This window comes from Mesorhizobium sp. M0910, from assembly GCF_040319465.1.
Lineage (GTDB): Bacteria > Pseudomonadota > Alphaproteobacteria > Rhizobiales > Rhizobiaceae > Mesorhizobium.
Window position 1 is genome coordinate 375,576 of record NZ_JAMYNZ010000002.1, and the last position, 12,878, is coordinate 388,453.

11 protein-coding genes are annotated in these 12,878 nt (G+C 63.2%); 6 read left to right on the plus strand and 5 right to left on the minus strand.

All coding sequences use genetic code 11. The features are described 5' to 3' along the window. The first annotated feature begins 171 nt into the window (after window positions 1-171). The 6 genes from NKH78_RS05690 (at window position 172) to NKH78_RS05715 (ending at window position 6,474) form a co-directional block, all read left to right on the plus strand. Window positions 172-1,131, plus strand: coding sequence for an N-acetylmuramic acid 6-phosphate etherase (locus tag NKH78_RS05690; protein ID WP_352736914.1), 960 nt, complete (start codon window positions 172-174; stop codon window positions 1,129-1,131). A 2-nt stretch (window positions 1,132-1,133) separates the two neighbouring features. After that, window positions 1,134-2,393, plus strand: a complete 1,260-nt coding sequence (locus tag NKH78_RS05695) for an ABC transporter substrate-binding protein (protein ID WP_352736913.1) — start codon at window positions 1,134-1,136, stop codon at window positions 2,391-2,393. Window positions 2,394-2,630: 237 nt separating this feature from the next. After that, window positions 2,631-3,554 (plus strand): carbohydrate ABC transporter permease, encoded by a 924-nt coding sequence (locus tag NKH78_RS05700; protein ID WP_023718922.1) that lies wholly within the window; start codon window positions 2,631-2,633, stop codon window positions 3,552-3,554. A gap of 8 nt (window positions 3,555-3,562) precedes the next feature. Beyond that, on the plus strand, window positions 3,563-4,402 hold the full coding sequence (locus tag NKH78_RS05705; RefSeq protein ID WP_352882254.1) for a carbohydrate ABC transporter permease: 840 nt from the start codon (window positions 3,563-3,565) through the stop codon (window positions 4,400-4,402). After that, the gene (locus tag NKH78_RS05710; protein ID WP_352736911.1) at window positions 4,399-5,460 is read left to right on the plus strand and encodes a Gfo/Idh/MocA family protein; all 1,062 of its coding nucleotides are present in this window, start codon (window positions 4,399-4,401) and stop codon (window positions 5,458-5,460) included. Before NKH78_RS05705 ends, NKH78_RS05710 begins: the two co-directional genes overlap by 4 nt. Window positions 5,461-5,475: 15 nt before the next feature. After that, complete coding sequence (locus NKH78_RS05715; protein ID WP_352476910.1) at window positions 5,476-6,474, plus strand: ABC transporter ATP-binding protein; 999 nt, start codon at window positions 5,476-5,478, stop codon at window positions 6,472-6,474. Between the two features lie 44 nt (window positions 6,475-6,518). Here NKH78_RS05715 and NKH78_RS05720 read toward each other — a convergent pair whose 3' ends face one another. The 5 genes from NKH78_RS05720 to NKH78_RS05740 all read right to left on the minus strand — a co-directional run bounded on the left by NKH78_RS05720 (window position 6,519) and on the right by NKH78_RS05740 (window position 12,864). Beyond that, window positions 6,519-7,364: a fumarylacetoacetate hydrolase family protein gene (locus NKH78_RS05720; RefSeq protein WP_352736910.1), complete on the minus strand. Its 846-nt coding sequence runs from the start codon at window positions 7,362-7,364 to the stop codon at window positions 6,519-6,521. A 164-nt stretch (window positions 7,365-7,528) separates the two neighbouring features. Further along, window positions 7,529-8,260 carry an SDR family oxidoreductase gene (locus NKH78_RS05725; protein ID WP_352736909.1) on the minus strand — a complete coding sequence of 244 codons (732 nt, stop codon included), beginning with the start codon at window positions 8,258-8,260 and terminating at the stop codon, window positions 7,529-7,531. Window positions 8,261-8,437: 177 nt separating this feature from the next. Beyond that, window positions 8,438-10,810 carry an aldehyde dehydrogenase family protein gene (locus tag NKH78_RS05730; RefSeq protein WP_352777724.1) on the minus strand — a complete coding sequence of 791 codons (2,373 nt, stop codon included), beginning with the start codon at window positions 10,808-10,810 and terminating at the stop codon, window positions 8,438-8,440. A 13-nt stretch (window positions 10,811-10,823) separates the two neighbouring features. After that, complete coding sequence (gene deoC / locus NKH78_RS05735) at window positions 10,824-11,873, minus strand: deoxyribose-phosphate aldolase (protein WP_352507064.1); 1,050 nt, start codon at window positions 11,871-11,873, stop codon at window positions 10,824-10,826. Between the two features lie 163 nt (window positions 11,874-12,036). Then, window positions 12,037-12,864, minus strand: coding sequence for a ferredoxin--NADP reductase (locus NKH78_RS05740; protein WP_352476915.1), 828 nt, complete (start codon window positions 12,862-12,864; stop codon window positions 12,037-12,039). Window positions 12,865-12,878 lie beyond the last annotated feature (14 nt).

The following is a 12,878-nucleotide window of genomic DNA, read 5'->3' on the forward strand; positions in this document are numbered from 1 at the left end:
CAATAAAATACCAATAGCCAAGGGTTAATTTCCATTTCAAAAAAGTTAAGGCCTAGTTTGTTGAGAAATCAGCGGATTTCGTCTGCAGGCCTATCCCGACGCAGGGATTTCATTAATGCGTGTGGACAAGTGGTATTTTTTTGGTATTGTTTCTGGATTGGAGGAAAGCGGATGGCCGAAACGCGCACCGAAGCGCTTCACCACAATGCTGAGGGACTGGACATCCAGGCCCCGGACGCCATCCTTTCCTCTTTGGCCAACGCACAGATCGAGGCCGCCAAGGCCGTGCACGGCGCCATTCCTGCCATTGCCGCGGCAGCCGAAATTATCGCAACCCGGCTGAAAAGCGGCGGCAAGCTCGCCTATGCGGCCGCCGGCAGCTCGGGCCTGATGGCATTGGCCGATGCGCTGGAACTGCCGGGCACTTTCGGTATCCAGCGCGACCGCATCGCCATCCTGATCGCCGGCGGCGACGAAGCTTTCAGGACACTGGCCGGCGGGCCTGAGGATGACGTTGATGAAGCTTCGGCAGCGGTCGCCGCCGCTGGCATCGGCAATAGCGATTGCCTGATCGCCGTCTCGGCCAGCGGCTCGACACCTTACGCTGTCCGGGCGATCGAGGAAGCCAGGCGCCGCGGTGCGGCGACGATTGCCATCGCCAACAACAGGGATGCGCCGCTGCTGCGGCTGGCCGACATCGCCATCCTGCTCGAAACGCCGCCGGAGCTGATTGCCGGCTCGACGCGCATGGGCGCCGGCACCGCCCAGAAGATCGCGCTCAACATGCTGTCGACGCTGGCCGCCATCCATCTCGGCCATGTCCATGACGGCTACATGGTCAACCTCATGGCCGACAACATCAAGCTGCGCGACCGCGCCGCACGCATCGTTGCCGCCGTCAGCGGGCGCGACAAGGACGAGGCGGCGCGCCTGCTCGAAAAGAGCGGCGGCGCCGTCAAGACCGCCATTCTGCTCGCCGCCGGCGCCACCAGCGCCGATGCGGCCGAGAAGATACTGGAAGGGACCGGCCACAAGCTGCGGCCAGCCCTTTCCGCAATCGAGGGGAGCAAGGGGCGCAATGCCTCTGTTCTCATCAAAACCGAACCTGAAAAAGGTCAACAGGGAGACTGAGCATGATAACGAAGCTACTGACGGCACTTCTTCTCGGCACCAGCATTCTCGGCTCCGCCGGGGTGGCCTACGCCGACGACGTAACGCTCAACATCGAAAGCTGGCGCGGCGACGACCTTGCCATCTGGAAGGACAAGCTGATCCCGGCCTTCGAAGCCAAGAACCCGGGCATCAAGGTGGTGTTCGCGCCGTCGGCGCCAACCGAATATGACGCCGCCCTCGGCGCCAAACTCGCCGCCGGCTCGGCCGGTGACCTGATCACCTGCCGCCCGTTCGACAAGTCGCTGGAGCTCTTCAAGAAGGGCAACCTCGCCGACATATCGACCCTGCCCGGCATGGAGAACTTTTCCGACGTCGCCAAGGCCGCCTGGCAGACCGACGACGGCAAGTCGAGCTTCTGCGTGCCGATGGCCTCCGTCATCCATGGCTTCATCTACAAAAAGGACGCCTTCGACAAGCTCGGCATCAAGGTGCCGGAGACGCGCGACGAATTCTTCGCCGCGCTCGACAAGATCAAGGCCGACGGCACCTACATCCCGATGGCGATGGGCACCAAGGACCTCTGGGAAGCGGCGACCATGGGCTACCAGAACATCGGCCCGAACTACTGGAAGGGCGAGGAAGGCCGCCTGGCGCTGATCAAGGGCGAGCAGAAGCTGACTGATCCGCAGTGGGTCGAGCCCTTCAAGGAACTGGCCAGGTGGAAGGACTATCTCGGCGACGGCTTCGAGGCGCAGACCTATCCGGACAGCCAGAACCTGTTCACGCTCGGCCGCGCCGCCATCTACCCGGCCGGCTCGTGGGAGATCGGCCTGTTCAACACGCAGGCGCAGTTCAAGATGGGCGCCTTCCCGCCGCCGGTGCAGAAGGCCGGCGACACCTGCTACATCTCCGACCACACCGACATCGGCATGGGCCTCAATGCGGCCTCGAAGAACGCGGACGCGGCCAAGACCTTCCTGTCCTGGGTGGCCTCGCCGGATTTCGCCACCATCTACGCCAACGCGCTGCCGGGCTTCTTCAGCCTGAACAACACCCCGGTGAAGATGGAAGACCCGCTGGCCCAGGAATTCGTCTCCTGGCGTGGCAAGTGCAAGTCGACGATCCGCTCGACCTACCAGATCCTGTCGCGCGGCACGCCGAACCTTGAAAACGAGACGTGGGTTGAATCGGCCAACGTCATCAACGGCACCGACACGCCGGAAGCTGCCGCCAAGAAGCTGCAGGACGGCCTCGACAGCTGGTACAAGCCGGCGAAATAAGAGCGCGGCGAAGCGTTGTCTCCCCCCTCGAGGGGGAGATGTCGCCGAAGGCGACAGAGAGGGTTGGTCGAGGCAGGCTGCGGCTTGATCGCTGCTGGAAAGCACGGTCGAAACTACGATGGCGGGCCGCCTCGGCCGACCCCACCCGCCTCGCTTCGCGAGGCACCCTTCCTTGGAGGGGAAGGCGCCGCGCCCTTTGACGGCAATTGCAAGACCTGATCCGCGGGGACCGAACGCATGGCCGCAGCACCGAAAAGACCGTTCCGTTGGCATATCGGCGTTTTCCTGGCGCCGGCGTTGCTGGTCTATACGGCGATCATGATCCTGCCTCTGGCCGGCACGCTGCAGCTTTCCTTGTTCCGCAACATCAATCAGTCGCAGGTCTTCGTCGGACTGGAAAATTTCCGCATGCTGTTCGGTGATCCCAACTGGTCGGTCAACTTCTGGAACGCGCTCAGGAACAATGTCTGGTTCTTCATCATCCATATGCTGGTGCAGAACCCGATCGGCGTCCTTTTGGCCGCACTTCTGTCCAGCCCCAGGCTGCGGTTTTCCGCCTTCTACCGCACGGCGATCTTCGTGCCGACGATCCTGTCCTTCGTCATTGTCGGCTTCGCCTGGAAGCTGATCCTGTCGCCGCTATGGGGCGTGGCGCCGCATATGATGGACCTTGTCGGCCTGAAAAGCCTGTTCACGCCCTGGCTCGGCAAGGCGCAATATGCGCTGACCGCGCTCAGCCTGATCTCGGTGTGGCAGTTCGTCGGCATCCCGATGATGCTGATCTATGCGGCACTGCTGTCCATTCCCGAAGAGGTGATCGAAGCGGCCGAATGCGACGGCATCACCGGGATGGCGCAGTTCTGGAAGATCAAGCTGCCGCTCATCCTGCCGTCGATCGGCATCATCTCGATCCTGACCTTCGTCGGCAATTTCAACGCTTTCGACCTGATCTACACCGCGCAAGGCGCGCTGGCCGGGCCGAACTATTCAACGGATATTCTCGGCACCTTCCTCTACCGCGCCTTCTTCGGTTTCCAGCTGCAGGTCGGCGATCCCAACATGGGCGCGGCGATCGCCACGATGATGTTCCTGATCATCCTCGGCGGCGTCTGCGTCTATCTGTTCCTCGTGCAGACGCGCTTGCGTCGCTACCAGTTCTGAGGCGCGACATGAGCACGGCAACCCGCTCGCTGCCCCGCACCATTGGCGCCCACGCGATCCTGTTGACCTACACCGCCATCGCGCTGTTTCCGGTCATCCTCGTCATCACGAATTCGTTCAAATCGCGCGCAGGGATTTTCGGCGCGCCGCTGACGCCGCCAACGCCAGGGACCTTCGACCTGATCGGCTACGCCACGGTGATCGGCCAGGGCGACTTCATCCACTATTTCCAGAACAGCCTAGTCGTCACCGTCGCCTCGCTGTTCTTCGTGCTTCTGTTCGGCGCCATGGCTGCGTTCGCACTGTCGGAATACCGCTTCCGCGGCAATTCGCTGATGGGGCTCTATCTGGCGCTCGGCATCATGATCCCGATCCGCCTCGGCACCGTCGCCATCCTGCAGTTGATGGTGGCGAGCGGGCTGGTCAACACGCTGACGGCGCTGATCCTGGTCTACACGGCGCAGGGCCTGCCGCTTGCCGTCTTCATCCTGTCGGAATTTATGAAGCAGGTCTCGGACGATCTGAAGAATGCGGGCAGGATCGACGGCCTGTCCGAATACACCATCTTTTTCCGGCTGGTGCTGCCGCTGGTGCGCCCATCGATGGCGACGGTCGCGGTCTTCACCATGATCCCGATCTGGAACGATCTGTGGTTCCCGCTGATCCTGGCGCCGTCGGAGGAGACCAAGACAGTGACGCTCGGCGCCCAGCTGTTCCTCGGCCAGTTCGTCACCAACTGGAACGCCATTCTGGCGGCACTGTCGCTGGCGATCATGCCGGTGCTGATCCTCTACGTCATCTTCTCGCGGCAGCTGATCCGCGGCATTACTTCGGGAGCGGTCAAGTGAGTTCGCAACAACCTCTGCGCGTCGTCGTCACCGGTCTCGGCAATATGGGCCGCAGCCATGCGCTGGCCTACCATACCAATCCGGGCTTCGAGATCGCGGCGCTGGTCAATCGCTCCGACGTGCCGTTGCCGGCCGGGCTCGCCAGTTATGGCATCAGGCGCTCCTTTGACCAGGCGCTGCGCGACGAGAGTCCTGACGTCGCCTGCATCGCCACCTATTCCGACAGCCATGCCGACTATGCGGTGAGGGCGTTCGAGGCCGGCTGCCATGTCTTCCTCGAGAAGCCGCTGGCAACCACCGTCGCCGATGCAAAGCGCGTGGTCGCGGCAGCCAAGGCCAACGGCAAAAAACTGGTGATCGGCTACATCCTGCGCCACCATCCGTCCTGGATCCGGCTGATCGCCGAGGCGCGTAAGCTCGGCGGCCCTTACGTGTTCCGAATGAACCTCAACCAGCAATCCTCCGGCCATAGCTGGGAGACGCACAAGCAGTTGATGCAGACGACGTCGCCGATCGTCGACTGCGGCGTGCATTATCTCGACGTGATGCTGCAGATCACCGACGCCAGGCCGGTCGAGGTGCGCGGCATGGGGCTGCGGCTGACCGACGAGATTGCGCCCACGATGTATAATTACGGCCACCTGCAGGTGCTGTTCGACGATGGTTCGGTCGGCTGGTACGAGGCCGGCTGGGGGCCGATGATCTCGGAGACGGCCTTCTTCGTGAAGGACGTGATCTCGCCCAATGGCTGCGTGTCGATCGTCATGAAGGAGGGCGTCAGGTCCGACGACATCGACACCCACACCAAGACCTCGACCATCCGCCTGCACAGTGCGGCGACCGGCGCGGACGGCAAGTTCGCCAAGCCGGACGAGATGCTGTCGATGGAGGGCGAACCAGGCCATCAGGATCTCTGCGATCTCGAACAGGCATTTGTGCTCAAGGCGATCCGCGAGGATCTCGACTTGACCCGCCATATGGACGACGCGGTGAAGTCGCTCGCCGTCTGCCTTGCCGCCGACGAGAGCGTGCGCAGCGGCCTCGCCGTGAAACTCTAGAACAGGGACGAAGCCGTGGGCTCGCTGAACATCGAGAATGTCAAAAAGGCCTTCGGGCCGGTAGAGGTGCTGAAGGGCATCAACCTCGAGGTGACGGATGGCGAGTTCGTCGTCTTCGTCGGTCCATCCGGCTGCGGAAAGTCGACGCTGCTCAGGGTCATTGCCGGGCTGGAGGACTCGACCTCGGGCCGCGTGGTGATCGACGGGGCGGACGTCTCCGCCACCCCGCCGGCCAAACGCGGCATCGCCATGGTGTTCCAGACCTATGCGCTCTATCCGCATCTGACGGTGAAGAACAACATGGGCCTCGGCCTCAAGCAGGCGGGCACACCGGCGGCCGAGATCGACCGCCGCATCGGCATCGCCTCGTCGATGCTGTCGCTGGAGCCCTACCTAGAGAGGCGGCCGGCCGAGCTTTCCGGCGGTCAGCGCCAGCGCGTCGCCATCGGCCGCGCCGTGGTGCGCGAGCCCAAGCTTTTTCTGTTCGACGAGCCCCTGTCCAACCTTGATGCCGCGCTGCGCGTCAACACCAGGCTGGAGATCGCGCAATTGCATCGCCGGCTGAAGGCCACGATGATCTATGTCACCCACGACCAGGTCGAGGCGATGACACTGGCCGACAAGATCGTCGTGCTGAACGCGGGAAAGATCGAGCAGATCGGCGGACCGATGGAGCTTTACAATTCGCCGGCAAATGAATTCGTCGCCGGCTTCATCGGCTCACCGAAGATGAACTTCGTCGACGGGGCCAGGCTTGGCGAGACGGCCAAGACCATCGGTGTCCGTCCCGAGCACCTGACCGTCGATGCGAAATCCGGTGCCTGGAAAGGCACGGTTGTCCATGCCGAGCATCTTGGCGCCGACACCAATCTCTATCTCGACTGCGAGAAGGCCGGCTTGATCACCGTGCGCATTTTTGGCGTCTACAACGCCGAACCTGGTGCCACGCTCTACGCGACGCCGGATCCGGCGAAGACGTACCGGTTTGGGGCCGATGGGAGGGTGCTGAAGTAGCTGCTCTTTTTCCTTCTCCCACAAGGAGAGAAGGGAAGGGTGCGCTACACGTCAGCCCTGAACGTCTGCTTCTGGATGCCCAGCCCTTCGATGCCGAGCTCGACGACGTCGCCGGGCTTCAGGAACACCGGCGGCTTCATGCCGAGGCCGACGCCGGGCGGCGTGCCGGTCGAGATGATGTCGCCGGGGTGCAGCGACATGAACTGGCTGAGATAGGACACGAGATAAGCGACGCCGAAGACCATGGTCTTGGTCGAGCCGTTTTGCATCGTCTTGCCGTTGACCGTCAGCCACATCGGGATGTTCTGCGGGTCCTTGACCTCGTCCTTGGTCACCAGCCACGGACCGATCGGCCCGAACGTGTCGCAGCTCTTGCCCTTGGTCCACTGGCCCTGGCGCTCGGCCTGGAACGCGCGCTCGGAGACGTCATGCGCGACGCAATAGCCGGCGACATAATCCAGCGCCTCGGCCTCGGTGACATACTTCGCTTTTCTGCCGATGACCACGCCGAGCTCGACCTCCCAGTCGGTCTTGACCGAGCCGCGCGGGATCAGCACGTCGTCATTCGGCCCGACAATAGCCGAGCTTGCCTTCATGAAGATGATCGGCTCAGGCGGCACGGTAGCGCCGGTTTCGGCGGCGTGGTCGGAATAGTTGAGACCGATGCAGATGAATTTGCCGGTGCCGGCGACGCAGGCGCCGATCCGCGGCTTGCCGGAAACTGCCGGCAGCGATTTCGGATCGAGCTTCGACAATGTCTCGAGCGATGCCGGGTCAAGCGTCTTGCCGGCAATGTCGGTGACATGGGCGGAGAGGTCGCGGATCGTTCCATCGGCATCGAGCAGGCCGGGGCGTTCGTTCCCCGCCTCGCCATAGCGCAGCAGTTTCATGCAGTTTTCTCCCAGTTGCGACCAGAGGCCGTTTGCAAACTCGCTCCGCTGCGGCGAATGGCGTGGGTTTCGAGAACCGGAGCGGAGCGTACTTAAGTACGTGAGCACCGGAAGCGCAGAAAGCCGCGTCAGGCGCCCGGCGGAGTAGGGTTTCAAATGGCCTCTTAGATCGACCAGCCACCGTCGATATTATAAGCCTGCCCCGACGTATAGGTGGCGCCGGCCAGATAGACGGCGAGATCGGCGATTTCCTCGGGCGTGCCGAGGCGGCCCATCGGCTGGCGGGCGATGAAGGCGGCGCGAGCTGCTTCGTAGTCGCCCTGCGCATGCATGCGATTCTGCAGCGACGGGCTTTCGACCGTGCCCGGACAGATCGCATTGCAGCGTATGCCCTTGCCGACATAGTCGGCGGCGACCGATTTGGTCAGACCGATGACGGCTGCCTTGGTCAGCCCGTAAACGAAGCGGTTCGGCACGCCCTTGGTCGAACTGGCCAGCGACGCCATGTTGATGATCGAGCCGTCGCCGCGTTCCAGCATGCCGGGCAGCACGGCGCGGATGGTGCGGATCATCGAGCGGACATTGAGATCATAGGCGAAGTCGAGATCGCCGTCCTTCATCTCGAGGATTGAGCCGGAATGGACGAAGCCGGCGCAATTGAACAGCACGTCGACGGTGCCGATCTCGGCAAAAGCGGCATTCACCGCCTCGTCGTTCAGCACGTCGAGCTTGCGGGTCTTGATACCGGGCGTCTTGCCGAGATCAGCGAGCACCACCTCGTTGATGTCGGTGGCATGGACGATGGCGCCGGCCTTGGCGAACGCCAGCGCACTTGCCCGGCCGATGCCTTGCGCCGCCGCCGTGACGACAACGATCTTGCCAGTCAGATCTGCCATGCTTTTCTCCTCGCCCGTCTTTAATCGTTCGGCTTTTTACCGGCACAAGGCCGGGCGCAATGTGCCAGGCGGACAGTACCATCCCGCCTGTTTCGGTATTCGCCTGCCGCCCAAATGTTTTTTCTCGGTAAAGAACATCTGTTGGCCCGTCAAGCCCGGACGTCCCCTCCGGGACACTCAGTCGCCGTAGGGTACCCAGACGTTCTTGACCTCGATCGCACGGCGCAGCAAGGCATCGCCGGCTGCTTCGCTCGATGCCCAGTCGAGGCTGTGGCCGTTGCCGGTCCAGACACGCTTGAGATTGCCGATGGACTCGGCCTCCGCCTTGGCACAGGTCTCGGCATCGGCGAACATCCAGAGCCCGTCGACATCGTCGTGCTTGGCCAGCACGCCGGCCAGCTCGGCGCTACGGCCGGTGACGATGTTGATGGCGCCCGCCGGAACGTCGGAATATTCGATGACCTGGTAGAGGTCGGTGGCAAGCAGCGGGTATTTTTCGGACGGCACGGCGACCACGGTGTTTCCCATGGCGAGCGCCGGTGCCATCAGCGAGATCAGGCCAAGCAGAGGCGCATTGTCCGGTGCGATGATGCCGACGACGCCGACTGGCTCGTGCAGCGCCAGCGCGACGGCGCGGGCCGGCGGCTGGTGGACGCGGGCCTCGAATTTGTCGGCCAGGCCGGCGTAGAGGAACAGGCGCTCGATCGACAGCTCGACCTCTTCGCGCGCCGCCTTGGCGGTCGCGCCGGTGAGCTGGGTCAAACGGGCGGCAAACTCGTCGGCGCGGCCGGAAAGATTTTCGGCCACGTAGTAGAGTACCTGGCTGCGGTTGTAGGCGGTCGCCTCCGGCCAGGCCTTGCAGGCGCGCGCGGCCGCGACGGCGTCGCGGATATCCTTGCGGTTGCCGAGACCGACCTCGCCGGCAAGCTTGCCCTTGGCGCTGGCGATGGCCAAGGAATAATTGCCGTCCGGCCGGACCTGCTTGCCGCCGATGAACAGTTTTGCCGTGCGGTCGATGGCGCCACCTTCCGCCTGCTCGACAGGTTGGGCAGAAGACGTTGCCGGTTTGATGATCGGGCCAAGCGGCAGTTTTGCCGAGAGATATTCGAACATGCCCTCGCGCCCGCCTTCGCGGCCAAAGCCGCTCTCGCGATAGCCGCCGAAACCGCAGGAGGCGTCGAACATATTGGTGCCGTTGATCCAGACGACGCCGGCCTTCAATTGCGGCGCGATGTGCAGGGCAAGATTGATGTTCTCGCTCCACACCGAAGCGGCCAGGCCATAGCGTGTGTTGTTGGCGAGCTCGATCGCTTCCTCGGTGTTGCGGAAGGTCATAGTGGCGAGCACCGGCCCGAACACCTCTTCCTGTGTCAAGATGTTAGCCGGCGAAACACCGGTCGCCAGCGTTGGCAGATGGTAATAGCCCGCGGCGGGCAGTGCCGAGTCCGGCTGCCAGCAGATCGCGCCCTGCTTGGCACCTTCGGCAATCAGGCCCTTGACGCGATCGAGCTGAGTCAAATCGACCAGCGGGCCGATATCGGTGTTCTTGTCGAGCGGGCTGCCGACGCGCAGCCGGCTCATCCGCGTCTTGACCTTGGCGATGAAGGCGTCGGCGATCCCTTCCTGCACCAGAAGGCGCGAGCCGGCACAGCACACCTGGCCCTGGTTGAACCAGATACCATCGACTAGACCCTCGACGGCGCTGTCGAGGTCGGCATCCTCGAAAACGACGAATGCCGACTTGCCGCCAAGCTCCAGCGACAGTTTCTTGCCCGAGCCGGCAGTGGCCTTGCGGATGATCTTGCCGACCTCGGACGAACCGGTGAAGGCTATCTTCTGGACGCCGGGATGGTTGACGATTGCCGCGCCCGCCTCCGGCCCGCCCTGGACGATGTTGACGACGCCCTTCGGCACGCCGGCGCGTGCGCAGATCTCGGCAAACAGGATCGCGGTGAGTGGCGTGAATTCCGCGGGTTTGAGCACCACGGTGCAGCCCGCGGCGAGCGCCGGCGCGATCTTCCAGGCGAGCATCAAGAGTGGGAAGTTCCACGGGATAATCTGGCCGACGACGCCGACACCCTTGTGGCCGGGAAAATCCCTGTCCAGCGCCTGCGCCCAGCCGGCATGATGGATAAAATGGCGGATCGCCAGCGGCACGTCGATGTCGCGGCTCTCGCGGATCGGCTTGCCATTGTCGATTGTCTCAAGCACCGCGAACAGCCGTTGGTGGCGCTGCATGGCGCGGCCGATGGCATAGAGCACTTTGGCTCGGCTGTAGCCGGTGCTGGCGCTCCATTTCGGCAGCGCTTTTGTGGCGGCCGACACCGCCGCGTCGATGTCGGCGGCACCAGCGTCCGACACCTTGGCCAGCAGCTTTCCCGAGGACGGATCGCTGGTGTCGAAGGTTTTGCCTTCGCTGGCTGCCTTCCAGTCGCCGCCGATGAACAGCGCCTTGCCGAAATCCCGCGCGGCCAGCCAGGCATCGGCCTCGTTGCGGGCTTCCGGCGCCAGCCCGTAATCCATGGCGTGATAGCGTTCGAGGATGTTCATGAAGCGCTCCGAATCACGCCATCGCGTGGCGATGATTGGCCGAGTAGTGGCCGGTCAGATGATGCTCGAGCTGGCGCTCGATATCGGTCAAAAGGCTCGATGCTCCGAAGCGGAACAGCTCCGGCTCCAGCCACGGACGGCCCAGTTCTTCCTTCATCAGCACCAGCCAATCGAGCGAGGCTTTTGCCGTGGAAATGCCACCGGCCGGCTTGAAGCCGATGAGATAGCCGGTTTCCTCGAAATAGGCGCGGATCGCGCGCACCATGGCAAGGCCGACCGGCAGCGTCGCGTTGACACTTTCCTTGCCGGTCGAGGTCTTGATGAAATCTGCACCCCCCATCATCGCCACCATCGAGGCGAGCATGACGTTGCGCAGCGTGGCGAGGTCGCCGGTACCGAGGATCACCTTCAGATGCGCCTCGCCGCAAGCGGCGCGCATCGAGACGATCTCGTTATAGAACTCCTGCCATTTCGCCCCGAATACCAAACCGCGCGGGATGACGACGTCGATCTCGTCGGCGCCGTCGCGGACCGATGCTTCGATCTCTTGCAGGCGCGTCGAAAGCGGTGCAAGTCCATGCGGGAAGGCGGTCGAAACGGCGGCGACATGGACGCCGCTGCCGCGCAGCGCTTCGACGGCGGTGGCGACGAAGGGATGATAGACGCAGACCGCCGCGGGGCGGATCTTTTCACCAGTAATGCCGAGCCCTTCGACGATGTCGCGACGGAACGGGTTGACCGCCTTGGCACAGAGCCGGCGCACGCGCTCTTCCGTGTCATTCGAGTTCAGCGTCGTCAGGTCCATGCAGGCGACGGCGCGCAGCAGCCAGGCCGCCTGGTTATCGGCCTTGATCGAGCGTCTTTTGGTCAGGCTGGCGACGCGGCGTTCCAGCGCCGAGCGGTTGACGCTGCGCATCGATTCCATGAAGCCGAGATCGAGCCTCATGCCGGGATTGCGGGCAATGCCATGGGCTTGCGGCATCGGCGCATTGGCGGCGGCGCGCGCCGGCAGCGGCGTGATCTTGGACGTGCCGAGATCGGTTTCGCGGATTGTGCTGCTCATCTCCTGCCCCTTGTTCAGCGAGTTATGCCGAAGATAGACCGTGAAGCAGCGCTTCACGAGTCCTTCAAGCGGTCATAGCGGAAAAAGACGGTCGAGGCAGCCGACTTTTGACCGTATGGTCAAAATCAGGGTCGCAAACCAGTAGACTCTGAACTGCCGCGTCTCAGCCGACGAAGGCGCGCTCGACGACGAAGCTTGCCGGATGATGCAGCGAGCCTTCCTGGAAGCCGTGGCTTTCAGCCAGCTCCTTGACGTCCTTGAGCATATGCATCGAGCCGCAGATCATGATGCGGTCGGTCTCGGGATTGAGCCTGTCGATGCCGAGATCGGTGTAGAATTTGCCCGAGCCGATCAGCGCGGTGATGCGGCCCATGCGCTCGGAGGTCTCGCGCGTCGTCGAATTATACAGCGTGACGCGGCCGCCGGTAAGCTCGCCGATCAGCGGATCGTTCTCCAGTGCGGCCACCAGTTCCTGGCCGTAGGTGAGCTCGGCATTGTCGCGGCAGGTATGGGTCAGGATAACCTGCTCGAACTTCTCATAAGTATCGGGATCGCGCAGCAGGCTGGCGAAGGGAGCAATGCCGGTGCCGGTCGAGATCATGAACAGGCGCTTGGCCGGCGTCAGCGCGTCGACCACCAGCGTGCCCGTCGACTTCTGCCGCATGATGACGGTATCGCCGATCTCGATTTTCTGCAGCTCCGAGGTAAGCGGGCCGTCCGGCACCTTGATCGAGAAGAACTCGAGTTCGTCGTCCCAGGACGGGCTGGCGATCGAATAGGCGCGGAACACTGGCTTCTCGGCATTGGGCAGGCCGATCATGACGAATTCGCCGGAGCGAAAGCGCAGCGACTGCGGCCGGGTGATGCGGAACGAAAACAGCCGGTCGGTATAATGCTTCACCGAGACCACGGTTTCGGCATAGACATTGGCCGGTATCGGGAACTGCAACGGCCGGGCGCCGGCTGTGTTGAACGCGGATGTGGTGTTCATCAAACCTAACCTTC